A 25,892-nucleotide genomic window follows, 5' to 3' on the forward strand; every position below is an offset into this window, starting at 1 on the left:
CTATCGACCCACGGAGGCAACTTGCGGGTTTGTGCGCACTTCTTTGGGACTTTCATGAGGGCATGGTTTCCCCGACCAGTCGTGGTCGTCCCACTCGAATCGCACGGGCCGTGCCATCGGCCTGACTTCGCAATCGCTGTTTTCTCGAAGGAACGTCTCTGACGCTGTGAGGTCGGCGTGTCCCTCGAAGCCACACGGACACGTCAGCGTCTCCCCGTGGCGAACTGTCTCCTCGTGGTCGCCACACTCCGGACACGTCTGACTCGTCCACGCTTCCGACTCGACTTCGAGAGAGATTCCGTACTCCTCACAGACGCACGCGAGACGGTGGATGAACTTCTTGAACGCCCAGAAGTTGTGCGTCTTCTCGTTCACCCTGACCGACCAGTGCGTTTCCAGCACGTCGGTCAAGTCGCCCACGTACACCGTCGCCACGCCCTCATCGTACAGTCGTTCAACGAGGTCGCGCACCAGCGCATTCTGTGCGTGGTCACGGCGTTTCGTCCGCTGTCGGTACAGCCGTCGAATCCGCTTGGAACTGTAGCGTCCCTCTCGGAGTCGTCCGGAAGACTTCGTCTTCCGTGATTCCGAGAGACTTCGTCTCTCGGGCAATTTCGACTGTAGACGGGCGATTTCGTCTGTCGTTTCGCGGAACCGTCCGAACAACTCCCGGCCGTCGTAGACGTACTGGTTCCCAGTGGTCGTGGAACAGGCGACGAGATTGTTCGCGCCAACGTCGAGGGCGGCTTCGTGAGAAGCCAGTGGTGAATTCCGAAAACGCGAAGCGTTTTCGACTTCAGGAAAATCTTCGATTTTCCGTGAATCCAGTCGAGAATCAGGTACGGTGACTGGTTGGAAAGCCCTGAACGTGTCGCTCACCTCGTCGTACTCAAGTTCCAGACGACCCTGTTTGCCATCCCACTTCGGGTTGCCTCGGACTTCGAGGCGGAGTCGTTCGTGGTAGCCGAGTCCGTATTCGTCTTTCAGTTCTTGCCCGACAGGAATTTCGAGTCGGCTTCGCTTGCCCCACTGAATCGTGTACTGGTTGTTTCGGATGTAGGTACGGAGTTCTCGTCCGTCCCCCTCGTTGCCCCAGTACGACGGCGGGTTGGCGTCTTTGCTTTTCTCCTTGAGGGCGAAGAACGACCGCCACGCTTCGCTGTTCTTGCGCGTGACCTGTTGAACAGTCGCGCTTCCGACGACGCCGTTGTACTGTCCACGGTACTCAGAGGTGTCCCACACGTCGCCGTCACCGAAGTAGTTCTGACGGCGTTCGTAGGTCAGTTCGTTCCACAGAGAGGCGGAGGCGTCGAGTAGCCGGAGGAGGCACTCTTTGTCGTTCTCGGTCTGTGGAACCACCTCGAAGGTGTTGGCGCGCTTCATGCGTCGTCACCCTCCTGTTCAGCGATGTACTGTTCGACAGCGCCCTTCGAGGCACTTCCCGCTGTTCCGACGTAGTAGGAACGAGTCCACTTCACGCGGTCGTCGTACCGCTGATTATACTTCCGCGCTGAGATGCCCTTCACCCAGTTGACGATGAGAGACGGGGCGTTCTTCGGCGGGCTGCCGATGAACAGGTGTACGTGGTCGGGCATGATTTCGCACTCGGCCAGTTCGAGGTCTTTGTCCTCACAGATTTCCGCGAAGATGGTTTCGAGACGTTCCTTCGTCTTCCCCGTCAGGTGCGAACGCCGATACTGAGCGGAACCCTGTTCCGCGAGGTCAGCGGGACCTTCGGTCCCGCCCGATTTCGGCACGAACACTATGTGGTAGTAGAGTTCGTATTTCGCGTGACGGGTACTCTTCACCATCTATGCATACTGTCACAGTCGGACGGCTTAAAGATCGCGTTGGAACCCCGTCTGTGCTGTCGTCGGCGGTTGCATACTGTTGGTCGGCTTCATCCCCGTCCTCGAAAAGCAGAGCTTTTCGGTTGCAGCGAGAGCTTCGCTCTCGCCATGCCCCTGAAGGACGAGGCTTTCGCCTCGAATTTTCCGTAATTACGCCTGCAGTTTCCCCATGTACTCCTCGAAGGTCCCCCAGAAGGGGTCGACCCCGGGGTGGTCCGTGGGTTCACCGTCGACCACTAACCCGCTTCCCGCAGTGACGACGCCGGCGTCGGCCGCCGGGATGCCCTCCGCGTCGAGTGCGTCCAGCACGTCGTCGACGCCGTCGGGGTCGACGGCCGCCAGCAGGGTCCCCTCGCTGATGGAAATCCACGGGTCGATGCCGAAGAAGCCGCAGGCTTCGCGCACGCCCGGTTGGACCGGCACGCGGTCGGTCTCCAGTTCGACGCCGACGCCCGCGGCGCGGGCCATCTCGTAGAGGCCGCCGTAGATACCACACTCGGTGGCGTCGTGCATCGCGTTCACCGGGCCGGCCGCCGCAGCGGTCAGCGCGTCTTTCACCGGGCTCATGTCGTAGAAGCGGTCGGTGGCGTCCGCGATGTCGTCGGCGTCCATCTCGGCCTCCATCAGCGACTCGAACTGGATGGAGAGCAGGCCCGTCGCCTCGATAGCCGGCCCCTTCGTGACGACGATGCGGTCGCCGACTTCCGCGCCGTCCGGGCGGACCAACTGGTCGAACTCGCCGACCGAAACCGAGGTGGCGCCGCCGACCATCGGGTAGTTACACCCCGCGTAGCGACCGGTGTGGCCGGTGACGACAGAGACGCCCAACTCGCGGGCCTCCGCGTCGAACGTCTCCCAGACCGTCTGGAACTCCTCGTTGGTGATCTCCGGCGGGAGGTTGAAGTCGACGGAGAGGTGCGTCGGCGGCAGGCCGGAGACGGCGACGTCACTCATCAGGATGTGGAAGGCGAACCACGCCGCGCGCTCGAACCCGAGCGAGGGCATCACGAACACGGGGTCGGTCGCCATCGCGACGGCTTTCTCGCCCACGTCGACGACGCCGAAGTCGACGCCGTGTTGCGGGCCGAGCGTCACGTCCTCGCGGTCCGCACCGAGGTTCGGGTAGATGTACTCGCCGAAAAAGTCGCGGTCGACTTTACCTAGCTCTGGCATGACGCTGGCTACTACGCGGTGGTACTAAGGGGTGGCTATCGACTGAATCCCGACTGTACGGTCGCTACAGACGGCGACTGACGGCGGCCGCGAGTACCAGCAGGAACGCCACCAGCGACCCCACGACGGTAAAGCCGGGGCCGGACTCGCCGGTCGTGGTAGTGGTCGGCGTCTCCGTCGCCGTCGTGGTCGCGGCCGGCGCGGTCGATTCGTTGGCCGGCGTGACCGTCACCGCGACTGGCGGGGCCCCGTTCGCGGAGAGGAACACGTCGCCCGGCACCGGGAGGGAGACGCCGTTTGCCACACGGGTCGTGTTCTCCGGCGGGAGCGACACCTCGCGGGTCGCCACCGTCTCGTCGTCACGCGTGAACACCACCGTCCCGTCGGCGGGCACCCGCGCATCGTTGACCACCGTCGCAGTGACGACGACGGACCCTCCCTGTGTGGCCGTGCGGGAACTGACTTCGACGCCGGTGACGCGGGCCTCGGCCGGCCGTTCGACGACGACCGTGACGTTGTCGCCGTCGACGCTCATCACGTACTGGCCGGGCGTGGTGAACGTGTGCGAGAGCGGCACGACCGTCTCGTTGCCGGGGCCGATGCGCCCGTCCTCGCTCGCCACGGTCGTCCCGTTGCGGTCGAGCGTCGCGTTGTAGGTGCCCTCGGTGCCGCCGGCGTTGCGCACTATCGCGTCGACGGTCAGCGTCTCGCCGGTCGCGAGCCGTATCGGCGTGGTGTTCGTGAGAGACGTGGTCCGGTAGGGGCCGCTGACGTGGTACCCGCTGTCGGCGGTCGCGTTGGGGAGGGCGTAGCCGATTCTGGCGGGCAACTGCCCGAACACGCGGGCGTGGACCGTCTGGTTCCACATCGTCACGCTACCCGTCGTCTCCGTGTAGTCGGCTGTCTCCGCCCGCGCACGGTCGCCGCCGGCCCGTTCGACCGCGCTCAGGAGCGTCTCCTGTGTCACCGGCCGGTTCAGTCCGTTCAGCCGCCTGAACGTCGCCTGAAACGTCGACTCCTTGTCGGTCTGGCGGCGTACCTCCTCGTCGACGCGACCGGCCACCAGCGGGCCCTTGACGTAGTTGGCGTTGCGGTCCCACGTCGAGGGGTCGGAAAGCACCACGTCGGCGTAGACGGCACGCTGGCCGTCGTCCATGGCGTCGCGGAACGCCGCGAAGTCGATGCGGTCCTGTTCGAGCGTCAGGAGCGCCGCGTAGTACACTGCCGTCCCCTCGGTCAGCCAGCGCGTCTCGCGGGTCGTCGTGAACGCCTGCCGACTGTGGACGTACTCGTGAAGCCAGACGTTGTCCGGGGTGTCCAGTGACTCGGTGTCGCGCACCCAGAAGTCCGAGCCACCGGTCTCTAGTCCCCGGACGCCCCAGTCGACGCCGTCTGTCGGGGCGGCGACGACGAACACGTCCTCGTCGCGGTCGCCGACCTGCAGGGCGTCCGAGGCGTTCACGAGCGAGTCGAGTATCTCGGTCGGCGATGTCATCAGTTGGGCTCGCTCGGGCACCGCGAGGCGGAACGTCTGCCCGTTGTCGGTTCGCTCGAAGGTGGCGACCGGGCCGAGATACACCAGTTGCTCGCCGGCGGCGCCCGCCCCGGCCGTCGTCACGTTCTGTCGGAAGACGACGGGGTCGGTCCCGGTGTACCGCCACCGCGTCGGGGTCTGGGACCGGCTGATGAGCGCCCACTCGCCGGCGTCGACCGCGATGTACTGGCCGTCGGCGCCTTCGGGTCCGCTCTGCTCGATGGTCCGGTTGGGTTCGATGCGGTAGTCGATGGTCGCCGCGTCTGTCGTGCCGTCCCACTCGAAGGTGGTCTCGTTGACCCGCTCGAAGCCGTCGGCGTCGACGCCCGTCGCGTTGGCCGGGATCTGAGTCTCCAGGGAGACCACGCGGTCGGGTATCTCGTAGGTCAGTTCGACCGCCACCTCGCCGGGGGTGTCCGGGGTCAGCGCGTAGGTCTGGGTCTGGCGGATGGCGTCCTCGTCGGCGACCTGCGTCATGGTGGCCGCCGCTCCCGCGGTCGGTGGCGAGACGCTCGCGGGACGCCGCTCCGGGTACTCGACGGCGGCGCTGTCCGGCGGACGCATCTGCTGGGACGCCTCGCCGGTCCCGGCCGCTGGCGCGACCGACGTGAGAACGAGTAGGAGTGCGACGGCGACGGCCACCCCGCCACGCTGCGCCACGCGCATTGTCTCTCTGTACCGTCTCCCCGTTGATATAGCTGACCGCTCAGGCGGTCTCTAACCGGGCTTCGATGTCGTCGAACACGTCGGCGACCCGTGTCTGGATATCGTCACGAATCGCCCGGACGGCCTCGGCGTCCTGCCCGTCGGGGTCGTCCAGCGCCCAGTCGCGGACCTCGACGTCGGCGTCCAGCGAGAGGGTCGAACACCCCATCGTAACGACGAGGTCGCAGGCCTCCAACTCCTCGGTCGAGACTTCGCGCGGGGTCCGCTCGGCGAGGTCGATGTCGAGTTCCCGCATGCTTTCGACGACCTCCGGGTGGACGTGGTCCGCGGGATGCGTGCCGCCGGTGACGACTTCGACGTGGTCGTCGAGGCCGCGCTTCTCGACTTCTCGCTCGGCGAAGGCCGTCGACATCTGGGAACGGCCGGCGTTCTGTACGCAGACGAAGGCGACCCGATAGGTCATCGGTCGCCTCCCGTGGCGACCCGCATCGAGGGTCGCATTCGGGTGCCGGTTCGAGCGAGACGAGACAGGGCTCGTCGCGCCGGCGGCGCGACGGCGTTCTGTACGCAGACGACGGCGACGCGGAACGTGTCGGTCATGATGGTGCCGCGGATTCTCTCCGCGATAGCCGAGGGTTGTTCGACTCGACATATGGCGATTTCGGTGCGCTCCGGTCTCTATACCGCTATCGAGAGCTATATTGTCTGTCCGCGGGTGTCGTCGGACTCGCTCACCCGAACGCCGTCTCCCCGTCCGTTCCCGCAATCCTTACGCCGGGGACGGACAGAGCATTGGCCATGACAGAGGCGACGGGTATCGTCGGGGAGTTCCTCTCGCTCAAGGAGGAGACCGACGCCGACATTCTGACGATGCAGTGCGGCGACTTCTACGAGTTCTTCGCCGAGGACGCCGAACTGGTCGCCGAGGAACTGGACCTGAAGGTGAGCCAGAAGTCCTCCCACGGCTCGTCGTACCCGATGGCCGGCGTCCCGGTCGACGATCTGACGCCGTACGTCTCCGCGCTGGTCGAACGGGGGTACCGCGTCGCCGTCGCCGACCAGCACGAGACGGCCGACGGCCACGCCCGCGAGATAACGCGCGTGGTGACGCCGGGCACGCACCTCGAAACCGGCGACGCCGCCGCCCAGTACCTCGCCGCCGTGGTCCGCCAGTCCGGCCGCGACGGCGACAGCTACGGACTGGCCTTCGCCGACGTGACGACCGGGCAGTTTCAGGTGACCCAACTCGACGACGCCGACCCCGGCGCCGTCCTCACCGAACTGTACACGTTCGCCCCGGCGGAGGTCCTGCCCGGCCCCGACCTGCGGAACGACGACGACTTTCTGGACGCCCTCTCGGAGCGCTCGGACGCCGCCGTCTCGCTGCACGCCTCGGAGTCGTTCGCGCCCGGCCGCGCCCGCCACCGGGTGCGCGAGCAGTTCGGCGCCGAGACGCTGTCGAGCGTGGGCATCGCCGACGACGACGCGGCCATCGCCGCCGCCGGCGCCGTCCTCTCGTACGTCGAGGAGACCGGCGTCGGGACGCTCGCGGCCGTCACCCGGTTGCAGGCCTACGGCGCCCGCGAACACGTCGCGCTGGACGCGACTACCCAGCGGAACCTCGAACTCACCGAGACGATGCAGGGCGGGAAATCGGGGTCGCTGTTCGACACCGTCGACCACACGACGACGGCCGCCGGCGGGCGACTCCTCCGGCGGTGGCTCCAGCGCCCCCGTCGGGACCGCGGCGAACTCCACCGCCGCCAGTCCTCGGTGGCGGCGCTGACCCGCGAGGCGATGGCCCGCGAGACGATTCGGGAGACCCTGTCGGACGCCTACGACCTCGAACGACTGGCCTCCCGTGCCACCTCCGGCAGCGCCGACGCCCGTGACCTCCGGGCCGCCCAGGAGACGCTGGCACTCCTTCCGCAGGTGGCCGACGCCGTCGAACAGACCGAGCGACTGGCCGAGTCGCCGCTGGCCGACGCGCTCTCGGGCGCTGACCGCGAGGCCGCCGCCGACCTCGCCGCCGAACTGGACGCGGCCCTCGTGGAGGACCCGCCGGGCACGGTCACGCAGGGCGGCCTGTTCCGCCGGGGCTACGACGACAGTCTGGACGAGATTATCGACGACCACGAGGGCGCGCTGGAGTGGCTGGAGACGCTCCCCCAGCGAGAGAAAGAGCGCACCGGCATCACCCACCTCTCGGTCGACCGTAACAAGACCGACGGCTACTACATCCAGGTGGGGAAGTCCGAGACGGACAGCGTCCCCGAGGCGTACGAGGAGATAAAGACGCTGAAGAACTCCAAGCGCTACACCATCCCCGAACTCGACGAGAAGGAGCGGGCGGTCCTGCGACTGGAGGAGCGCCGTCACGAGATGGAGTACGACCTGTTCGAGGAGTTGCGTGAGCGGGTCGCCGAGCGCGCGACACTCATGCAGGACGTGGGTCGGACGCTCGCCGAAATCGACGCGCTGGCCTCGCTGGCGGTCCACGCCGTCGAGAACGACTGGACGCGGCCGGACGTCACCGACGGCGAGGAACTGTCCATCGAGGCGGGTCGCCACCCCGTCGTCGAACAGACCACCGAGTTCGTCCCCAACGACCTCTTCTTGGACCGCGACCGACAGTTCCTCGTCGTCACCGGCCCCAACATGAGCGGGAAGTCCACCTACATGCGACAGGCGGCGCTCATCACCCTGCTCGCGCAGGCGGGGAGTTTCGTCCCCGCGCGGGACGCGACGGTGGGGCTGGTCGACGGCATCTACACCCGCGTCGGCGCACTCGACGAACTCGCGCAGGGCCGCTCGACGTTCATGGTCGAGATGCAGGAACTGTCGAACATCCTCCACTCCGCGACCGAGGACTCGCTGGTGATTCTGGACGAAGTCGGCCGGGGGACGGCGACGTTCGACGGCATCAGCATCGCGTGGGCGGCGACGGAGTACCTCCACAACGAGGTGCGCGCGAAGACGCTCTTTGCCACGCACTACCACGAACTGACGACGCTCGCGGACCACTTAGAACGCGTCGAGAACGTCCACGTCGCCGTCGCCGGCGAACCGGAGTCGGCGGGCGAGGACGGCGTGACGTTCCTCCGGACCGTCAGGGACGGCCCGACCGATCGGAGCTACGGGATTCACGTCGCCGACATGGCCGGCGTCCCCGGGCCGGTGGTCGACCGCTCGCAGGAGGTGCTGGACCGCCTGCGCGAGGAGAAGGCCATCGAAGCGCGCGGGAGCGGCGGCGGTGCCGGGACGAAACAGGCCGTCTTCGACCTCTCCTCGGGGACGTTCGGCGGGGCTGGCGGCGAACCGACGAGCGCCGACGGCGGCGCGGCCGAGACAGTCGACGAGGACACGCTCACGGACCGCTTCGGCGAGGACGCCGAGGACGTACTCTCGGCGCTGTCGGGCCTCGACGTCAACGAGACGCCGCCGGTCGAACTGATGGCGACCGTCCAGCAGTGGCAGGACGAGCTAGACGAGGCGTGAGATAGTCTCCGACGGCCCCTCTCGACGAGCATTCTTCGGACGCTCCGCGTGTCGCCGTCGGCCGCTACGACCCCAGTTCACGCCGAAGCAGGAGGACGCCGCCACCGGTCAACAGTGCCCCCATACTGCCGTACCAGAACCACTGGGCCAGTCCGATGGGAGCAGTTTGGAGCGACTGGCGGCGCTGCTGTCGGTACTCCTCGTCGGTCGTGTTCTCACACCGCCTGACGTGCGTCTCGTTCAGCGTTATCTCGCGTATCCCGAGGCCGCCATCGACGAGGCGGGTCTCGCCGGCGAGGTCAGCACACCCCGCGCGGTAGTCCTCGTAGGCCACTCTCGTGACCGTCGTCGTCACCTCTGCGTACACGAGGCCGGCGAGGGCCCCGACGCCGAGCAGCGTAACGGCCACGGCGATCGCCAGCGACGCGCGGGGGGAGTGTCCGGCCCCGTCTCGCTCGCCGTCGCCGGTCCGGGGGTACATGTGCGACTGTTACCGTGGCACACGAGTCACTCTTGCGGTGACTTGCCCTCACGTCCCGCCGTTGCACTCGGGGTGCTCTACGGTGTCTCGTCGCTCCCGTCGTCGAACGTCTCGGTCTCGGCCTGCAAGAGGTCCCCGATGTCGGCCGTCAGGTGCCGTTCGAGAACGGCCTCGACGCGGTTTCGCGGAGGATCCGTTGCCCAGTCGACCGTGTCCGCCTCCTGCCGATAGTCGACGACGTCAGCCTCGACCAGTGGCGGGAGATGGTCGTGATAGAGGGACATGTAGATTCGGAGTCGTCCGTCCGGTCGGTCGTCGGGAGGGTCGCCCGTCTCCCAGACCGTTAGCTGGTCGGCGACGCCGGCCAGCGGCAGTGGTGTCGAAGACAGACAGAGACAGTAGAGCAGGTGTCGTCGTCGCTGGTACTCTACTATCTCCGGTATATCGTCGTTCCCGTTGTCTCCGCCCATTGTAACGACCGATTGCCTCACTGGTAATTATAATCTACGAATATAACTGAGTGATGGACGTATCCGGTTTTCGAGTGAGGGGTATCCTGCGACAGCAGTCGTTTCCGTGGCAGTCGAGTCGTCGTCGCTCCGCCGGATGTCTGAGCGACCCGCGAATGCGGGCGGTCACCTCACAGCGCCAGTCCGTCGTCGACCCGAACGACCTCGCCGTTGACGTAGGCCGCTGCCTCGCTGGCGAGGAACGCGACGACGGCCGCGACCTCCTCGGGCGTGGCGAGACGGCCGCTCGCGGTGTCCTCGGCGACCGACTCCGCGTACCCGCTCGTCTTCTCCAGCAGGTCAGTGTCGGTGTAGCCCGGCGCGACGGCGTTGACGCGGACGCCCTTCCCGCCGAGTTCGCGGGCCGCCGCGCGGGTGAACCCGAGGACGCCGGCCTTGCTCGCCGCGTAGTTGGCCTGTCCCGCCCACCCTCGCTGGGCCGCGACGCTGGCGACGTTGACGACGCGGCCGCCGCCGCCCTCGCGCAACATCCCGCTGGCCGCTTCTCGGGTGCAGTAGAACGTCCCGGAGAGGTTCACGTCGAGGACGCGGCGCCACTGCTCGGGGTCCATCCGGACGAGCAGTCCGTTGGCGGCCGTCCCGGCGTTGTTGACGAGTATCGTCGGCGTGCCGTACCGCTCCGTGACCGTCTCGAAGGCCGCGGCCACCGCGTCGTGGTCCGCGACGTCGAACCGCTCGACGGCCGTTTCGGCGTCGTAGTCCGCTAGGGAGCGTTCGGTCGCCTCGGCGTCGGCGTCGTCCGCGTGGTAGGTCGCGACGACCGTCGCACCGCCCGCGGCCAGTCGCTCGGCCACCGCGCGGCCGATGCCGCGCGTGCCGCCGGTGACGACCGCAACCTCTCCCTCGAAGTCCATCACGCGAACGCCTCCCGGGCGTCGGCGGGCGTCTCCAGCGCGACGCAGTCGGCCTCGGGCGCGATGCGGTCGACGAGCGAGGCGAGGACCCCGGCCGGCGGGAACTCGACGAACCGCTCGATACCCCGGTCACGGAGCGTCTCCACGACGGTGACCCAGTCGACCGGCGACGTCACCTGTGTCGTCAGGTCCCGGCGTGCGACGGCCGGGTCGGTGTACGTCTCGCCGGAGACGTCCGAGACGACCGGAATCTCGGCCTCTGTCAGCGTCACCGCCGCCATCGCGTCCTCGACGCAGTCGACCGCCGACGCCATCACCGGCGAGTGAAACGCCGCGCCGACGTCGAGTTCGCGGAACCGGGCGCGCGTCCGCCCGTCGAGCGTCTCCCGAACCGCCGCGACGGCCTCGCGGGTACCGCTGACGACGGTCTGTCGGGGTGCGTTGTACAGCGCGACTCCCACGTCCTCGCGCGTCGCACAGATGTCGGTGACCTCGTCCGGGTCGGCCAGCAGGACCGCCACCATCGTCCCCGGGCCGTCGGCGTCGGCCGCCGCTTCCATGCACCGGCCGCGCTCGCGGGTGAGCGCAACTGTGGCTTCGGGGGCTATCGCACCCGCCGCCGCCAGCGCGGTGAAGTGTCCGAGACTGTGGCCGGCGACGGCCGCCGGTTCGACGCCGAATCGCGCCGTGATTCCCTCGTAGGTCGCGATACCGGTCGCGAGCAACAGCGGTTGCGTGACGCTCGGCTGGCGAATCGTCTCGGCGGTGCCGTCGAAACACAGGTCCCGGAGGTCGGCGTCGACCGCCGCGTCGACTTCGTCGAACGTCGACCGCATCGCCGGCCACGCGTCGTCGAATGCCCGGCCCATCCCGGGTCGCTGACTGCCCTGCCCGGGGAAGACGAACGCGGTCCGGTCGAGCGTCGTCGGTGACTCGTCGCTGTCCATCGTATCGGAGCGAGTCGAAGCGGCCGCTTAGTCGTGTCGGCTCGCTGTCGCCACGACGGTCACAGACCCGACGGCGTAGCCCGCCGACTGGTCGTGACTGAGGCTGACGGCGATATCCGCCGATTCGAACGAACAGTCCCGCTCCGCCAACGTCGCGTCGAGTGCCGCCTGCGCGACGGGGGCAAGCGAGAGGTGTGGCCCGTCGTCGCGCCGTTTCACCTCGACGGCGGCCGTCGGGACGCCCGGCGAGGGGTCCGCGAGCGTCTTCGTGAACGCCTCTTTGGCCGCCCAGCGCGCCGCGTAGTGCTGTGGCGGGTCGGCCCGTGCCTCGCAGTAGGCCCGCTCTGCGTCGGTGAACGCCCGCCCGCGAACGGAGTCACCGAACTCCGAGAGCAGGTCGGCGACGCGGGCGATGGACACCACGTCGACGCCGTGGAGGACGGTGGGTCCGGCCGCGTCGTGCTGTCCGGGAACGTCCCCGTCTCTCATCTCAGACACGCTCGAACACGAGCGCACCGTTGGTCCCGCCGAACCCCGCCGACGTGCTCACGGCGACGTCTGTCACCGTCTCGCGCGGGTCCGTGACGACGGGGAGAGCACACTCGGGGTCCCGCGTCTCGTAGTTCAGCGTCGGGGGAATCGTCCCCTCGGCGACGCTTCGCGCGACGACGGCCGCTTCGATGGCGCCTGCGGCGCCCAGCGCGTGCCCAAGGTGGCCCTTCACGCTCGTCACCGGCGGCGGGTCGTCGAACACCGACCGGAGCGCGGCGGCCTCCCGGGCGTCGCCGACGGGTGTGCTCGTGGCGTGGGCGTTCACGTGGTCGACGCTCGCCGGGTCCCGTCCCGCGTCCGACAGCGTCCGCTCGATACAGCGGCGGAGTCCCGTCCCGTCTTCGGCCGGGCGCGTGACGTGGTGGGCGTCGCCGGTCCGACCGACGCCCGTGACTGCGGCGTAGGGCGTCGCGTCGCGCTCTCGGGCGTGGTCGCGGGCTTCGAGGACGACGACGCCGCTCCCCTCGCCGAGGACCAGTCCGTCCCGGTCGGCGTCGAAGGGGCGACTCGCCGCCGCGGGGTCGCCGTCGCGCCCGCTGAGCGCCCGCATCGAGTCGAAACTGCCGACCCCGAGCGGCGATATCGCGGCGTCGGTCCCGCCGGCCACGACCACGTCGGCCCGCCCGTGTCGGACGTCCTCGACTGCGGCGGCGATGGCGTGGGTCCCCGCCGAGCACGCGGTCCCCGGTGCCCGGTTCGGGCCGCGCGCGTCGACGCACATGCTGACGTGCCCGGCCGCGAGGTTCGTCAGCGCGCTCACGAGAAAGGAGGGCGAGGGCCGCTCCCCGGCGGCAGACTCGATCTCGGCGAGGCCCGCCAGCCCCGACCCGATGCTGGTTCCGACACGTTCCGGGGTCCAGTCCGGGTCGGCGGGGTCGTAGCCGGCGTCGGCGACCGCCTCAGCGGCCGCGGCGACGGCGAACTGTGCGTACCGCCCCATCACGCGGTCGTCGACCCGGTCGTCCGGCGGGACGGTCGCGGGGTCGACCGGCACTTCGCAGGCCACGTTCGAGCGGATGCCAGCGGCTTCCGGGTCGAACCGGGTTATCGGCCCCGCACCGCTGGTCCCGTCGCGGAGGCCCTGCCACGTCGCCTCGACCGTCTCCCCGAGCGCCGTCACCAGTCCCAGTCCCGTGACGACGACGTCCCGGCCCATCTCAGGCGCGGTCGGCGACGTAATCGGTCAGGTCGCCCACGGTCGAGACGGTTTCGAGGGCCTCGTCGGGGACGTGGACGCCCACGTCTGCCTCGATGGCCTCGGCTATCTCGACCATGTCAAGGGACTCGGCGTCGAGCGTCTCGCCGCCGAACGGCGTCTCGGGGTCGACTGCGTCGGGGTCCGCTCGCAGTCGGTCGGCGACGATTCGCTGTACGCGCCCGCGTATCTCTTGGGTGTCAGACATATGTGGCCATTCCTGACCCCTCCTCAAAACCGTCTCGGTTCCGGCGACAGGTGGTGTTTCGCTACACGTTCGGAGCTGTGAACAGCCGGAAAGCCACCCACAGTCGGCGTCTCAACCGGGCTGGGTTGGACTGAACGGGGCGGCTGGCTGCGCAACGGCGGGCACGGACCGCAACACGCCCCGAGTCCAGCAGTCGGGGCTCGCTGTCTCTCGCCAAGACACAGCCAGACGACGTATCGTCGGCGCCGTCGTCAGGGTTCGAGGACGACCTTCCCGACCGTCTCGCGGTTCGCCAGCGCCTCGTGTGCCGTCGCGGCCCGTTCCAGCGGCACGCGCTCGTCGACGACGACCTCGACCCGTCCCGTCGAGAGGTGGTCGAGCAGCGAGGGGACCGCCCCGAGGACGCGGTCGGGGACGTGTTCGAGCGCGTGGTCGAGGTGGTAGCCGACGACCGACTGGTTCTCGAAGAACAGGCGCGGCGTCGCCACCGTGGGGACGGACCCGCTCGCCATCCCGAACGAGACGACCCGACCCGCCGGTGCCAGTGCCTCGACGGACGCGGAGAAGGCCTCGCCACCGACGCCGTCGACGACGAGGTCCACGCCCCGACCGTCGGTCTCGGCCAGTACCGCGTCGGCGACGTCCGTCGTCGTGTAGTCGATAGTGACGCCGGCCCCGAGCGTCGACGCGAGGTCCCGCTTGGCGGCGGTGCTGGCGGTCGCAAACACCGTCGCGCCCGCCGCGTCGGCCAGTTGGACGGCCAGCGATCCGACGCCGCCGGCCCCGGCGTGGACCAACACTCGCTCGCCGGCCGAGAGGTCGCCCCACTCGTGGAGAACGTTGTGCGCGGTCAGTCCCTGTACGGGGAGGGCCGTCGCCGCCGGCATCGAGAGCGAGTCGGGAACCGGGAACGTCGTCTCGACCGGGGCCGTCGCGAACGCCGCGTAGCCACCGCTCGACGTGAGCGCCGCGACGCGGTCGCCGACCGAGAGGTCGGTGTCGCCCGCCCGTTCGACCGACGTGACGGTGCCGGCCACTTCGAGGCCGGGGACGAAGGGGGGCGTCGGTCCCTCGGGGTAGTTCCCCCGCCGTTGCTCGACGTCCGCGAAGTTGACGCCCGCGGCCTCGACCGCGATGCCGACTTCGCCGGGCGCGGGTTCGGGCTCCGGTCGCTCCCTCGGCGTCAGCACGCCGCTGTCGCCGTACTCGGTGACTTCGACCGCTCGGACGGTCATGGAGAGGACCCCGCGTCCCCGGCGTCCGCCGTCGCCTCCTCGTCCAGCAACTGGTCGAGGCGGTTCTCCCGCTGTTCGGCCACGAACGCGGTGAGGTCGTCGGCGTCGGGGCCGGGGAGGTGTTTCCATCCCATCTCCGCGACGACGGCGTCGACGGGGTCCGCGAGACTCGCGACCGTCTCCCGGACGAGCGAGGGGTCGACCGCGCCGCGCTCAAGAAGGTCACCGAGTCGCGTTACACCGTAGCCGACGTGCCGTCCCTCGTCCCGTCGTACGGACGCGAACCCGGAGACGAGACCCGGAAGCGACGGGCCGTCGGTGTCCGGGCCGAAGGTCGCTTCGACCGCGTGGAACCCGGTCTGGCCGAAGACCCCCTCGACGGTCAGGTGGTAGTGACAGTACGCCCGGGCGCGGCTTTCGGGCGTGTCGTCGGTCTGCAGGCGTTCCATCGCCACCGTCGTCCGGTCGAACACCGTTTCGTAGGCCGGCGTGAACCACCGGTCGGCGGTCGGGTCCGTCGGGTCGAGTCCCCGCGCCTCCTCGGCCGGTCGGACCACGTCGGTCCAGTAGCGGTCGAAGAAGGCGGCGTGTTTTGCTTCTTCGTAGATGTGGCTGGCGACGAACCGCTGGTCCGCGCTCCCGTCGACGGTCCCCGCCAACGGGAGGAGGTCCTCGGTGACTCGCTCCTCGCCAGCGCCGAACATCGCGACGGTCGCACGCAACTGGGTGAACGCGCGCCGTCCGAGGCCGTCGAGTGTCGCCCGGTCGGCCGAGCAGTCGATGTCGTAGGGACTCCAGTGGTGTTCGACCGCGTGTCGGAAGTACCGCTCCGGGGTCGACTGTTCCGCTGTTGTCATGGGCCGGGGTTCGACCGACGGGCGAAAAAACGTGCCCGTTCCCGTCGCCGGCGGTGTGGGCGTCGGCCCGCCGAACCGCGCCGCCGGTCGTCGCCGCTACGGACTGTCGCCCGACTGCTCCCGGTCGTCGTAGTCGAACGTCTCCTCGGGCGCATCGTCATCGAAGAAGCCGAACGTCTCGTCGTCCCGCAGGAGGTAGTCGTTCTCCAGCATCTCCGAGACGACGCGGCCGAGCGCGTCCAGCTCCGACTCTATCTCGTCCACGTCCTCGGCGTCGAGTTCCCCGCGGGCCTCGTCGGAGAGGGCCGGCGCCCGGTACCCCACCTCGTCGGTGGCGGGGTCCCAGTAGAAGTCGAACGCCTCTACGAGGTCGTGTTCGACGACGACCTCGAAGTCGGCCGCTGTCAGGCCGGTCTGTGTCGTCCACTCCTCGAAGGCGTCGTGCCACGCGCCGTCGGCGAGAATGCGTTCGACCTCCTCGCGTCGGTAATCGTCCTCGACTTCCTCCTCCGGGTCGTCGATGGCTTGGTACTCACCGCGTGGCTGTGGTCCGTGGAGTGACGGCGGGTCCGGAACCGAGACGTCGAGGGCCATACTGTCGTGTAGGGCGTTCGACTAGAAATACGCACCGCTGGTTCGGGGCGTCACGGCCGGCGGGGACGACGCCCGATTCAGGCCTTCGCACCGGGGACGACGCCCGATTCAGGCCTTCGCACCGGCGACGCCGCTGCCGATGGCGGCGCCACACTCGGTGCAGGCGACGAGGTAGAACCGTTTGGAGGCGGCGAAGAAACCGGTGGTGGCGTCCATCTCGACGAACTCCACGTCGTCTTTCGCTTCGAGGGTCGCGTCGCATTCAGGGCAGTGGACCATGGGCGCCCACTCGCAGGGGGGCGATAAATGTCTTCTTCCTAGACGGCCCCGCCACCGCCTTTCGCGCCGGCGACGCCGCTGCCGAGCGTGTTGCCGCACTCGGCGCAGTTGGCGACGTAGAACCGCTTGGAGGCCGCGAGGAAGCCGGTGGTGGCGTCCATCTCGACGAACTCCACGTCGCTCTCGTCGGCGAGGGCCGTCTCGCAGTCGGGGCAGTGGACCATGGCCGTCGCATCGAACGCCTCGGGTAAATGCCTTGTCCGGACTCGACCCCCGCGAGCGCCGTCAGGTCCCGAGTCGAGCGAACGCGAAATCCGTCGACGTGCCCAGCGGGTCGTCGGCCGTCTCGGTCCACACCTCGTCGAACCCCGCCTCGCGCAACTGGTCCAGTGTCGCCTGCCGGCCGGGGGCGGAGAAGAACATCGACCCGCCCATCCAGCCCCGGCGAACGGTCTCGAACCGGCCGCTGGGGAGTGTCATCAGGACGAGACCGCCCGGACGGAGGACGCGGGCGAACTCCCGATACACCTCGGGGTGGCGCTCGCGCGGCACGTGGAAGACGGCGTGGTAGGCGGTGATACCGTCGACGCTGTCGTCGGCAACCGGGAGCGCGGTCATGTCGCCCTGTACCAGTCGCGCCGCCGGGACCGTCTCGGCCGCCAACTCCAACCCTCGGCGGGAGAAGTCGAGGCCGACGCTCCCCTGCGGGAGGTTCGCCAGCGTGCGCGCGCCGTCGCCACAGCCGACGTCCAGTACGGTCGGGTTCGGCGGCAGTTCGGCCAGCAGGTCGTCGACGAGCGCGGCGTCGGACCCGCCCGGGTCCCGCCGCTGTGCGTACGTCTCGGCGACGCCGTCCCACGCCCGCCGTATCTCCTCGGGGTCCATACCGCCGCTTGGGACGCAAGCGGTATCAGCGCCCCGGGGACTGCCGACGACGGACCGCTCTTCGTGTCTCGCCCGACCGTCGAGCGCTAGCTCTCCAGTACGGACTTCGGGCGCTTGAGATAGAACTCCTGTTCGCTCACGCGCTCGTAGACGTCGTACAGCGTTTGGACGGCGTCCGCGTCGGGGTCAAACCGGAGGTGCGGTGCGACGTGGTAGGCCTTGCAACTGGTCAGGAAGAAATACAGCGTCCGGTGGTGGGCCGGCGTGGCGTCGACGACGCCCATGGACTGCCCGCCGAGGTCGTCCGAGAAGTCGTTGAGCATCGCGGCGATGTCGTCGTGTAACTGTTCGTCTGGCCGTTTGAGCGTCGTCCCGAACGTCTGTTCGAGGAAGCTACTCGTCGCCCGGAGGAACGGGTTCGACTCGACGCCGCTGGGGTCTACGGCAGCGAACTGCTCGTACAGCGAGAGCAACACCGACAGTTCCTCGTCGGTAACCGCCACCGGCCGTACCGGGTCGCCCTGACTGAGCGTGTACTCCGGAAACGAGTGAGACGTCGGGTCCGGAACCTGCCCGAACACCTGTTCGAGGCTCATGGTCGGGCTACGGCGGCGAGCCGTCTAACTGTTCTGTGGTAGCGTGTGTCACGGTAGGTTCGGGGTGTGTTCGGTTTCCCGGCCTTACCGCGGACCTATCAGCCTCATAACGAAACTCGCCGATAGCGTCGGCCCAGCCGGTGTGGATACAATGGCAGACAGTACGCTACTGCGCATCGGGCACTGCTGTCCGGACGCGCCGAACGTCGACGTCAGCGTCGACGGCACGACACGGTTCGAGGAGGTCGAGTACGCGACACTGAGCGACTACGCGACCGTCGACTCCGGCGATCACGAGGTTGCCATCGCGCCCGCGGGGAGTGTCGCTACCGTCGTCGAGACGACCGTCACGCTGTCGCCGGACGCCGCGTACACGGTGCTGGCGACGGGGCTGATAACCGACATCGAAGCCACCGCGTTGCGTGACGACAGCAGCGAGATCCCCCCGAACGTGGCACACGTCCGACTCGTCCACACGTCGCCGGACGCGCCGAGTATCTCGCTCGACGTCGGCGAGACGTCGTCGGTGGCCGAGGCCGTCGACTTCCGCGAGGCCAGCGAGTACCGCCCGGTCGAGGCGGGCACCTACGACCTCTCGTTCCGGCCGACGGACCGCGGCCGGGTCGACTTCGAACTCGACGGCATCACCTTCGACGGCGGGACCGCGTACTCGGCCATCGCCCTCGGGCAGTTAGAAGCCGGGACGTTCGCCGCCGTCGTCGAGGCGGACGCGGTCGAACTGGTCGCGCCCGAGGAGTGAGCGGGTTCAGGACCGTCGTTCGTTCAGCCGTGCGATGAGGTCCAGTCCGTAGACGATGTTGAGTACCGAACTCGCCTCGCCGGCCTCGTAGACGAGGTCGTCGTGGGCCCGGACGTGGTCTAAGACCGCTTTCGAGGCGTGGTCCGGGGCGGCGGCGATACCCGCGTCGTTCTCGGCGATCCACTCCATCACCCGCAGGTCGCTCTTGCTGTCGCCCATCACCAGCGCGAACGGGTCGTCGATGCCCAGCACCTCGAAGGCCTGTTCGACGCCGGCGGACTTATCGAGTTCCAGACTGACGAGTTCGGCGGCGTCGCCCTCGTAGTAGCCGAGGTCGACGCGTTCGAAGAGGTCGAGCAGTGCCGACGGCGCGTCGTCGAGGTCGGCGTCGGTCGAGAGCCCCGCCGTCTCGAAGACCGCCTGAATCTCCGGGTCCCGCGAGAAGTACGTGCGAGCGAGCGCGGCGGGGTCGGCGACGTCGACGCCGACGGCTTCGGCGACGCACTCACCGACCAGTCCACAGAGGTAACAGAGCGCCTCGTCGATGATTTCCACGGCGGCGTCGCTGCCCACCTCGGCGTTTGGCTTGAGCGTGACGTTGAACTCGTTGCCCTGCAGGTGCGTCCCGTGGCTCACGTCGTCCGGGGCTTCCGAGAGGACGCGTCCGCGGACGGCGTCGAAGACGTCGACCACCTCGTCGTCGAGTCGTTCGTACAGCAACTGCTTGGTCTGTGCGCCGTGTTTCGGCGTGAAGACGCCGTTGCCCGACTCGTAGACGATAGACAGCGACCCCGAGGAGACCACTTCGTTACCGAGTCCCTGAATCATGAACCCCTTGACGTTCTCTAAGGTCTGGCCCGTACAGACGACGATGGGGATGCCGCGCTCCTGAAACTCGGTGAGGAGGTACAAGGTGTCGCGTGGAATCTCGTTGTCCGTGTCGCCGGCCGACCGGAGCGTCTCGTCGACGTCTAAGACGAGGACGTTCACCGACCGGTCGTACTTCGAGAAGAGGTCGAGCGCGGTAAAGGCCTCCTCGCGGGTCAGCCGGGCGGCCAAGTCGGCGTACGTCTCCCCGGTGGCGGGGAACTCTTCGGCGATGTTCCTCTTCCGTTCGTCCAGTTCGTCGCGAGCGTCGTCCCACTGGTCCAGTGCAACGGGGGAGCTGAGCGGTGGCAAGAGGTCCACGAACTCCTGATAGGCCCGCAGCGTCTCGGTGTCTGCAGTCTCGTACAGGCGATAGAGCTGGTCGTACTGTTCCATCTGTCTCTGTCGACCGGCCTGTCGCTGCCCGTCCACTTGACTGTACGGTTCGCCGTCTTCGAAAAACGGTGTGTGCTATGGCTCTTCGTCGCCGCCGTCGGTCAGCACCTCGACGTCTGTCTCCTCGTCGTTGAGGAACGACGGTATCTCCGCTTCTTCCGACGGCTCCTCGTCCGGGCCGGTCCTCTCGTCAGCGCGGTCACGGCTCCAATCCGGGCTGTATCCTCTGTGGTGGCACATTGGGGCTCACCGGACGAGGATGGGGGCTGTGGAGTGTTAACTATTTCCATATGCTAGCCGACACTCGCTGGAGACAGTCTCAAGTCGCCCCGTCCGTTACCGCAGGGCAACGACAATGCGGGGGACGCCATGACCGACATTCAGCAACTCGACGAGCGCACCGTCGAACGCATCGCGGCCGGCGAGGTGGTCGAACGACCCGCCTCCGTGGTCAAGGAACTCGTCGAGAACGCCGTCGACGCCGACGCGAACCGCGTCACGGTGGCCGTCGAAGGGGGCGGCACCGAGGGCATCCGCGTGACCGACGACGGCGTCGGGATGGACCGCGAGAGCGTCCAGCGCGCCGTCGAACAACACACCACCTCGAAGATTCGGGACATCGCCGACTTGGAGGGCGGGGTCGGGACGCTGGGCTTCCGCGGCGAGGCCCTCCACGCCATCGGGGCCGTCTCGCGCCTGACGATTACGACCCGGCCACGCGGGGGCGACGTCGGCACCGAACTCGTCGTCGAGGGCGGTGAGGTGACCGCGGTGAATCCCGCCGGATGCCCCGAGGGGACGACCATCGCGGTCGACGACCTGTTCTACAACGTCCCCGCCCGCCGGAAGTACCTCAAGCAGGCCTCGACGGAGTTCGCCCACGTCAACACCATCGCGACGAGTTACGCGCTGGCGAACCCGGACGTGGCCGTCACCCTCGAACACGACGGCCGCGAGACGTTCGCCACGACGGGGCAGGGCGACCTGCGCGAGACGGTGCTGTCCGTCTACGGGCGGGAGGTGGCACAAGCCATGATAGCGGTCCGCGCGGGCGCCAGCCCCGGGAACCGGCGAAGCGGGGAGCAAAGCGACCCGCAGAGCGGCGGCGACGACCTGCCGGACGGGCCACTCGACGGCGTCTCCGGCCTCGTCTCCCACCCCGAGACCAACCGCGCCGGCCGGGAGTACCTCTCGACGTACGTCAACGGCCGCTACGTGCGCGCGAAGACGGCCCACGACGCCGTCGTCGACGCCTACGGCACCCAGATAGCGCCGGACCGCTACCCCTTCGCCGTCCTCTTTCTGGACGTGCCGGCGGGCGACGTGGACGTCAACGTCCACCCCCGGAAGATGGAGGTCCGGTTCGCCGACGACGAGGGGGTCCGCGAGCAGGTCCGGACCGCCGTCGAGGACGCCCTGCTCCGGGAGGGACTGCTTCGCTCGTCGGCCCCGCGGGGTCGCTCACAGCCCGAGCAGACGGAGATATCGCCGTCGCGGTCGAGCAGTGCCGACGACGGGTCGTCCTCGGCGGGACAGTCTCGCGGTGGACCGGACGACCGGTCGGACGGAGCGACGGCGGCGGGCGACGCGGCCAGTACGCCCGCCGACGCGGGGGCGACGGAGCGTGACGGCACCACCTCGACGGCCGGCGACACCACCGCTTCGGGTCGAACGGCCGGGGACGACGGCTCGACCGCCGACGAGCGTGCCGAGACGAGCAGCGGCGAGACGGGTACGGCGACGCCGCCGTCCGACGACCGATCCCGTTCGACAGGTGAGACGGCCGGCGGGTCCGGTACGCCCGGCGGTTCGCCGACCGAAGACGTACCGCCCGCCCGGAAGTTCTCCGGGGGCCACGAGCAGGCCCGACTCGGCGAGAAACCCGAGACGAACCACGATACGCTCCCGTCGATGCGGGTGCTGGGCCAGTTACACGAGACGTACGTCGTCGCCGAGACCGACGACGGCCTCGTCCTGATAGACCAGCACGCGGCCGACGAGCGCGTGAACTACGAGCGCCTGCAGGCCGAGTTCGCCGGCGAGACGACGACGCAGGCGCTGGCGGACCCGGTCGACCTCGAACTCACCGCCCGCGAGGCCGCCGTGTTCGAGGAGCGAAGCGACGCGCTGGCGAGTCTGGGTTTCCACACCGCCCGGACCGGTGAGCGAACCGTCGAGGTCCGCACGCTGCCGGGTGTCATCGCCGACGCCGCCGGGCCGGACATCGTCCGGGACGTGCTGGGCGCGTTCGTCGGCGGCGAGAGCGAGGCGGCGACGACGGTGGAGGAAGCGGCCGACGAACTCCTCGGTGACCTCGCGTGTTACCCGTCGGTTACCGGCAACACGTCGCTCACCGAGGGGTCGGTTCGGGACCTGCTGGCGGCGCTGGACGACTGCGACAACCCCTACGCGTGCCCGCACGGCCGGCCGACGGTCATCGAACTCGACCGGAGCGAACTCGAAGACCGATTCGAGCGGGACTACCCCGGCCACGGCGGCCGGCGCGAGTGACGACGCGGGGGTGTGAATCCCTCTCACTCACCCAGCGCCCGCCGATACACGTCTTCTAGCCGCACTGCCATCTGGTCGACGCCCAACGACTGAGCGGCCGACCGGCCGTTCGACCGTTCCTCACGGTCGAGGACGCGCCTGAGCGCCGTGGTGAGGGCGGATTCGTCGGCACAGACCGCCGACGGCGTCACTCCGTCCAACCGGTCCCGCACGTCGCCGACGTCGGTTGCGACCACCGGGAGGTTACACGCGAGCGCCTCCTTGACGGTGTTCGGCGACCCCTCCCGACGCGAGGTCAACAGCAACGCGTCGGCCGCGTTCATGTAGGTCGGGACGGCCGCCTGTTCCACCTCGTAGACGGCGTGGAGGCGGACCTCACGGTCGAGGCGTGAACGAACGCCGTCGACGACGCGCTCGGCCAGCGGGTAGTTCTTGACCGCCCGGTCGGGCGTGTACGGGAACAGGACGTGTGCGGCGTCGGGGTCCCACCCCACCTCGCGGCGGGCTCTCGCCGGGTCCATCGGCCGGAACAGGTCGAGGTCCACTCCGTGCGGGACGACGGTCGCGTCGCCGTCGAGGCTGGTCGCCATCTCGTCGCTCATGACGACCGTCTCGTCGACCAGTCGGGCACAGCGCTCGCTGACCCACCCGAACTCCCCCATGAGGTCCGACCCCCAGAGGGTGAGGACGACGGGGCGACGTGGCTGGGCCAGCGCGAACGGTGCCGTGAGGCCGTAGTGAGCGTGGACGAGGTCGTAGTCGTCCCGGGCCGCAGAGAGCACCCGGCCGTAGAACCGGAGATAGTGGTGGACGGAGCGACGCGCCGCCTTGCGCTCGGCCCGGTCGTCGCTGTCACGGCCCGGAACGGGCACGACGTCGCAGGCGTGTCCTCGCTCGCGGAGACGCTCGATGCGCCGGTCGAAGAAGGGCGAACGGTGCGTCACGAGGTGGAGGACCCGCATCGGTGGCGTCCTTCCGTCGGCGGCGCAAAGTAATGGTGTCCCGATTGTCGGCCGTGTCGTGGTAGTAGTGCCCTTATTGGGCAGGTTCACCACCGTCGGCGTGCGAACCGGTGCGGTGTCCGGTCCGATTCGGCCGGTCGACGCGCCAGTCGCGTCCGCAGAGCGGTCTGAAACCGGTTACCCGACGTAAGTTTGTAATTACAATCACGCTACTGTGAGAGGCATAGTCGTATGGACGTGTTGGTTACCGACGGCTTCGAGAAGAAGTCGCTGACGGTGGTCAGGGCCGTCCAGTCCGTCGCCGACGAAGTCGGGGTGGTCGCACAGTTTCCGTTCTCGCTGACGGCCGCCTCCCGGTTCACCGCTCGGGACCACCGCATCGAGGCCGACGACGCCGCCGACTACGCGGCCCAACTCGCCGGCGTCGTCGAGGAGTACGGCTACGACTACGTCCTGCCGGTCAGCGGACGCACGACGGAAATCGTCTCGGAACACCGCGAGACGATTCCCGCCCCGCTCGACCCGATTCTCCCGCCGAAACCGTCGTTTCGTCGGGCCATCGACAAGCACGACCTGCACTCGCTGGCCGGCGAGTTCGACATCCCGACGCCCACGTCGGTCCGTATCCGGTCGTCGTCGGACGTCACACGCGCTGTCGAGACTGTCGGCCCGTCGGGCGTGTTCAAGACGGGGAGCGAGACGGAGCCACGTTTCCTCCGGTACGTCGGGTCCCCGGCGGAACTCCGGTCCACGTACCGGACCTACACGGAGACCCACGACTCCGACCCCGTCTATCAGGCCTACCTGAACGGCCGGGGCCGGGGCTTCTTCGGTCTCTACGTCGACGGGGAGTGCCGCGGCCACTACGCCCACCGGCGTATCCGCGAGTCGCCGCCGTCGGGTGGCAAGAGCGTCTGTGCCGAGTCCCTCTCGGACCCGGAACTGTACGCGTACGCCGACCCCCTGCTGTCGGCACTCGACTGGAGCGGCGTCGTGATGCTGGAGTTCAAGAACGACGCCGACGGAACCCCTCGACTGCTCGAGTGCAACCCGAAGTTCTGGGGGTCGATGGGGCTGGGGGTCGCCTCGGGGATGAACTTCCCGTGCGCGCTGCTGGAGTACCTCTCCGAGGGGACGGTGCCGGCGTTCGAATTCACGCCGGCCCGGTACCACTGGCCGCTCTCCGGCGACCTCCTGCACGCCGTGAAACGTCCGCGGAGCGCTCCGGCGGTCGCCACCGATCTGCTCTCGCGGTCGACCCAGTCGAACCTCCAACTCACGGACCCGCTCCCTCACGTCGTCGAGGGCGCTCGCGCGATGGCGTCGGCCGTCGTCAGCGTCGACGGCCCGGTCAACTGACTGTCGGTGGCCCGGTACGGCCCGAACCGTACGCCGAGTCGGCCGGTTGAACTAAGCCCCAGTCTCTCGATACGCTGGGTATGTCACTGGTTACTTTCGGCGAGACGGCGCTCCGCTTCGCCCCGCCGGACGGACAGCGCTTCGAGACGGCCCGCGAGGTACGGATGCGGGCCGACGGCACGGCGAGTACCGTCGCGGCGACGGCGAGCAGACTCGGCGGCGACGCCGTCTGGCTCTCGAAACTGCCGGACACGCCGCTGGGCCGTCGCGTCGTCGCCGAACTCCACGAGCACGGACTGGAGACGGACGTGGTGTGGGCCGACGCCGACGACGGACGGCAGGGCCTGACCTTCTACGAGGACGCCGCAGCGCCCCGGGCGGACCGCCTCCTGCAGGACCGCGGCGACACCGCGATGGCGACGCTCACGCCCGGCGAGATACCGATGGGGCGGATTCAGAACGCCGACGTCGTGTTCACTGCCGGGTCGATGGCCGCCCTCTCGGCGACGGCGGCGGAGACGGCCGGAGCGCTCCTCCGCGCCGCGCCGGGGATGCGGGCGTTAGACCTCGATTACCACCCGGGGCTCTGGAGCGCCGAGGCCGCCCACGACACGCTCTCGGATCTGTTCGACGCGGTGGACTTGCTGTTCGCGAGCGAGGATCAGGCGAAGGCCGTCTTCGACAAGACGGGGCGGCCCCGCGAACTCGTCCATACCCTCGCGGCCGAGTACGACTTCTCTCGGGTCATCCTCACGCGCAGCGAACACGGCGTCGTCGCCTACCACGACACCGTCGTCCACGAACAGGACGCCTTCGAGACGGCCGCCGTCGATAGCTCCGGGCAACACGCCGCGCTGGTCGGGGCCGTCCTCCAGCGACTCGCCGACGGCGCGCCGACCGACGACGCACTCGCGTACGGGAGTGCCGCGGCGGCGCTGACCCGGACGATGCCCGGGCCGCTCACACCGCTCGAACAGGCCGAAGTCGAACGCCTCGTCGAGTCACAGTCCGACCGCGGTCGGTGATCGGAGACTGGCTGGAAACTCCTCTCTGACCGGAATAAGTCGACTATACTGTTAACGCGGGCTCCCTTACCACCGCGT

At 68.7% G+C, this 25,892-nt stretch carries 28 protein-coding genes; 5 read left to right on the top strand and 23 right to left on the bottom strand.

The genetic code is table 11. The features are described from left to right. From IEY28_RS16735 to IEY28_RS16760, 6 genes are all read right to left on the bottom strand, one after another. Positions 1 to 1,383 (bottom strand): RNA-guided endonuclease InsQ/TnpB family protein, encoded by a 1,383-nt coding sequence (locus IEY28_RS16735; protein WP_189000537.1) that lies wholly within the window; start codon positions 1,381 to 1,383, stop codon positions 1 to 3. Then, positions 1,380 to 1,811: an IS200/IS605 family transposase gene (gene tnpA / locus IEY28_RS16740; protein ID WP_189000549.1), complete on the bottom strand. Its 432-nt coding sequence runs from the start codon at positions 1,809 to 1,811 to the stop codon at positions 1,380 to 1,382. The genes IEY28_RS16735 and tnpA overlap by 4 nt, the downstream gene beginning before the upstream one ends. A 189-nt stretch (positions 1,812 to 2,000) precedes the next feature. Beyond that, positions 2,001 to 3,023: an AIR synthase family protein gene (locus IEY28_RS16745; RefSeq protein WP_189000552.1), complete on the bottom strand. Its 1,023-nt coding sequence runs from the start codon at positions 3,021 to 3,023 to the stop codon at positions 2,001 to 2,003. Positions 3,024 to 3,087: 64 nt separating this feature from the next. Beyond that, on the bottom strand, positions 3,088 to 5,223 hold the full coding sequence (locus IEY28_RS16750) for a peptidase (RefSeq protein ID WP_189000555.1): 2,136 nt from the start codon (positions 5,221 to 5,223) through the stop codon (positions 3,088 to 3,090). A gap of 40 nt (positions 5,224 to 5,263) precedes the next feature. Further along, entirely contained in the window at positions 5,264 to 5,686 is a 423-nt protein-coding gene (locus IEY28_RS16755; protein ID WP_189000558.1) for an arsenate-mycothiol transferase ArsC, read from the bottom strand. After that, positions 5,683 to 5,823 carry a hypothetical protein gene (locus IEY28_RS16760; RefSeq protein ID WP_189000560.1) on the bottom strand — a complete coding sequence of 47 codons (141 nt, stop codon included), beginning with the start codon at positions 5,821 to 5,823 and terminating at the stop codon, positions 5,683 to 5,685. Before IEY28_RS16760 ends, IEY28_RS16755 begins: the two co-directional genes overlap by 4 nt. Positions 5,824 to 6,021: 198 nt before the next feature. On the opposite strand from IEY28_RS16760, the gene mutS reads away from it, so the two are divergent. Continuing rightward, a complete protein-coding gene (gene mutS / locus IEY28_RS16765) occupies positions 6,022 to 8,721 on the top strand; it encodes a DNA mismatch repair protein MutS (protein WP_189000562.1) in 2,700 nt (899 codons plus the stop codon). A gap of 64 nt (positions 8,722 to 8,785) precedes the next feature. Here mutS and IEY28_RS16770 read toward each other — a convergent pair whose 3' ends face one another. The 14 genes from IEY28_RS16770 to IEY28_RS16835 form a co-directional block, all read right to left on the bottom strand. Continuing rightward, entirely contained in the window at positions 8,786 to 9,202 is a 417-nt protein-coding gene (locus IEY28_RS16770) for a hypothetical protein (protein ID WP_189000565.1), read from the bottom strand. Positions 9,203 to 9,279: 77 nt separating this feature from the next. Then, complete coding sequence (locus IEY28_RS16775) at positions 9,280 to 9,672, bottom strand: DUF7344 domain-containing protein (RefSeq protein WP_189000567.1); 393 nt, start codon at positions 9,670 to 9,672, stop codon at positions 9,280 to 9,282. Between the two features lie 170 nt (positions 9,673 to 9,842). Then, a complete protein-coding gene (locus IEY28_RS16780; protein ID WP_189000570.1) occupies positions 9,843 to 10,586 on the bottom strand; it encodes a 3-oxoacyl-ACP reductase family protein in 744 nt (247 codons plus the stop codon). Next, positions 10,586 to 11,533 (bottom strand): ACP S-malonyltransferase, encoded by a 948-nt coding sequence (locus tag IEY28_RS16785; RefSeq protein WP_189000573.1) that lies wholly within the window; start codon positions 11,531 to 11,533, stop codon positions 10,586 to 10,588. The genes IEY28_RS16780 and IEY28_RS16785 overlap by 1 nt, the downstream gene beginning before the upstream one ends. A gap of 27 nt (positions 11,534 to 11,560) precedes the next feature. Further along, a complete protein-coding gene (locus tag IEY28_RS16790; RefSeq protein WP_189000576.1) occupies positions 11,561 to 12,022 on the bottom strand; it encodes a holo-ACP synthase in 462 nt (153 codons plus the stop codon). Between the two features lies 1 nt (position 12,023). Further along, the gene (locus tag IEY28_RS16795) at positions 12,024 to 13,241 is read right to left on the bottom strand and encodes a beta-ketoacyl-[acyl-carrier-protein] synthase family protein (RefSeq protein WP_189000580.1); all 1,218 of its coding nucleotides are present in this window, start codon (positions 13,239 to 13,241) and stop codon (positions 12,024 to 12,026) included. A gap of 1 nt (position 13,242) precedes the next feature. Further along, positions 13,243 to 13,488 (bottom strand): acyl carrier protein, encoded by a 246-nt coding sequence (locus tag IEY28_RS16800; RefSeq protein WP_189000583.1) that lies wholly within the window; start codon positions 13,486 to 13,488, stop codon positions 13,243 to 13,245. A gap of 251 nt (positions 13,489 to 13,739) precedes the next feature. Then, a complete protein-coding gene (locus tag IEY28_RS16805; protein WP_189000586.1) occupies positions 13,740 to 14,723 on the bottom strand; it encodes a quinone oxidoreductase family protein in 984 nt (327 codons plus the stop codon). Next, positions 14,720 to 15,580 (bottom strand): ferritin family protein, encoded by an 861-nt coding sequence (locus IEY28_RS16810; protein ID WP_189000589.1) that lies wholly within the window; start codon positions 15,578 to 15,580, stop codon positions 14,720 to 14,722. Before IEY28_RS16810 ends, IEY28_RS16805 begins: the two co-directional genes overlap by 4 nt. A 96-nt stretch (positions 15,581 to 15,676) precedes the next feature. Beyond that, a complete protein-coding gene (locus tag IEY28_RS16815; protein WP_189000592.1) occupies positions 15,677 to 16,174 on the bottom strand; it encodes a DUF7992 family protein in 498 nt (165 codons plus the stop codon). Positions 16,175 to 16,282: 108 nt separating this feature from the next. Continuing rightward, entirely contained in the window at positions 16,283 to 16,453 is a 171-nt protein-coding gene (locus tag IEY28_RS16820; RefSeq protein WP_166968223.1) for a hypothetical protein, read from the bottom strand. A gap of 38 nt (positions 16,454 to 16,491) precedes the next feature. After that, the gene (locus IEY28_RS16825) at positions 16,492 to 16,677 is read right to left on the bottom strand and encodes a hypothetical protein (protein ID WP_189000596.1); all 186 of its coding nucleotides are present in this window, start codon (positions 16,675 to 16,677) and stop codon (positions 16,492 to 16,494) included. A 61-nt stretch (positions 16,678 to 16,738) separates the two neighbouring features. Beyond that, positions 16,739 to 17,338: a class I SAM-dependent methyltransferase gene (locus IEY28_RS16830; protein ID WP_189000599.1), complete on the bottom strand. Its 600-nt coding sequence runs from the start codon at positions 17,336 to 17,338 to the stop codon at positions 16,739 to 16,741. Between the two features lie 86 nt (positions 17,339 to 17,424). Further along, positions 17,425 to 17,934 (bottom strand): hypothetical protein, encoded by a 510-nt coding sequence (locus IEY28_RS16835; protein ID WP_166968226.1) that lies wholly within the window; start codon positions 17,932 to 17,934, stop codon positions 17,425 to 17,427. Positions 17,935 to 18,085: 151 nt separating this feature from the next. Here IEY28_RS16835 and IEY28_RS16840 point away from each other — a divergent pair, with 151 nt between their 5' ends. Then, positions 18,086 to 18,694 carry a DUF4397 domain-containing protein gene (locus IEY28_RS16840; RefSeq protein WP_189000602.1) on the top strand — a complete coding sequence of 203 codons (609 nt, stop codon included), beginning with the start codon at positions 18,086 to 18,088 and terminating at the stop codon, positions 18,692 to 18,694. A 6-nt stretch (positions 18,695 to 18,700) separates the two neighbouring features. Here the strand turns inward: IEY28_RS16840 and IEY28_RS16845 are convergent, their stop codons facing one another. After that, positions 18,701 to 19,957 (bottom strand): HAD family hydrolase, encoded by a 1,257-nt coding sequence (locus tag IEY28_RS16845; protein ID WP_189000605.1) that lies wholly within the window; start codon positions 19,955 to 19,957, stop codon positions 18,701 to 18,703. Positions 19,958 to 20,032: 75 nt separating this feature from the next. Then, complete coding sequence (locus IEY28_RS16850; RefSeq protein WP_189000608.1) at positions 20,033 to 20,197, bottom strand: hypothetical protein; 165 nt, start codon at positions 20,195 to 20,197, stop codon at positions 20,033 to 20,035. Positions 20,198 to 20,326: 129 nt separating this feature from the next. On the opposite strand from IEY28_RS16850, the gene mutL reads away from it, so the two are divergent. Beyond that, a complete protein-coding gene (gene mutL, locus IEY28_RS16855) occupies positions 20,327 to 22,468 on the top strand; it encodes a DNA mismatch repair endonuclease MutL (protein WP_189000611.1) in 2,142 nt (713 codons plus the stop codon). 23 nt (positions 22,469 to 22,491) lie between these two features. Here the strand turns inward: mutL and IEY28_RS16860 are convergent, their stop codons facing one another. Continuing rightward, a complete protein-coding gene (locus IEY28_RS16860) occupies positions 22,492 to 23,430 on the bottom strand; it encodes a glycosyltransferase (RefSeq protein ID WP_189000614.1) in 939 nt (312 codons plus the stop codon). 231 nt (positions 23,431 to 23,661) lie between these two features. Between IEY28_RS16860 and IEY28_RS16865 the strand changes: the two genes are divergently transcribed. After that, positions 23,662 to 24,789 carry a carboxylate--amine ligase gene (locus IEY28_RS16865; RefSeq protein WP_189000617.1) on the top strand — a complete coding sequence of 376 codons (1,128 nt, stop codon included), beginning with the start codon at positions 23,662 to 23,664 and terminating at the stop codon, positions 24,787 to 24,789. A gap of 80 nt (positions 24,790 to 24,869) precedes the next feature. After that, entirely contained in the window at positions 24,870 to 25,814 is a 945-nt protein-coding gene (locus tag IEY28_RS16870) for a sugar kinase (RefSeq protein ID WP_189000620.1), read from the top strand. Positions 25,815 to 25,892: the final 78 nt, after the last annotated feature.

It is taken from the genome of Haloarcula pellucida, from assembly GCF_014647235.1.
Lineage (GTDB): Archaea > Halobacteriota > Halobacteria > Halobacteriales > Haloarculaceae > Haloarcula > Haloarcula pellucida.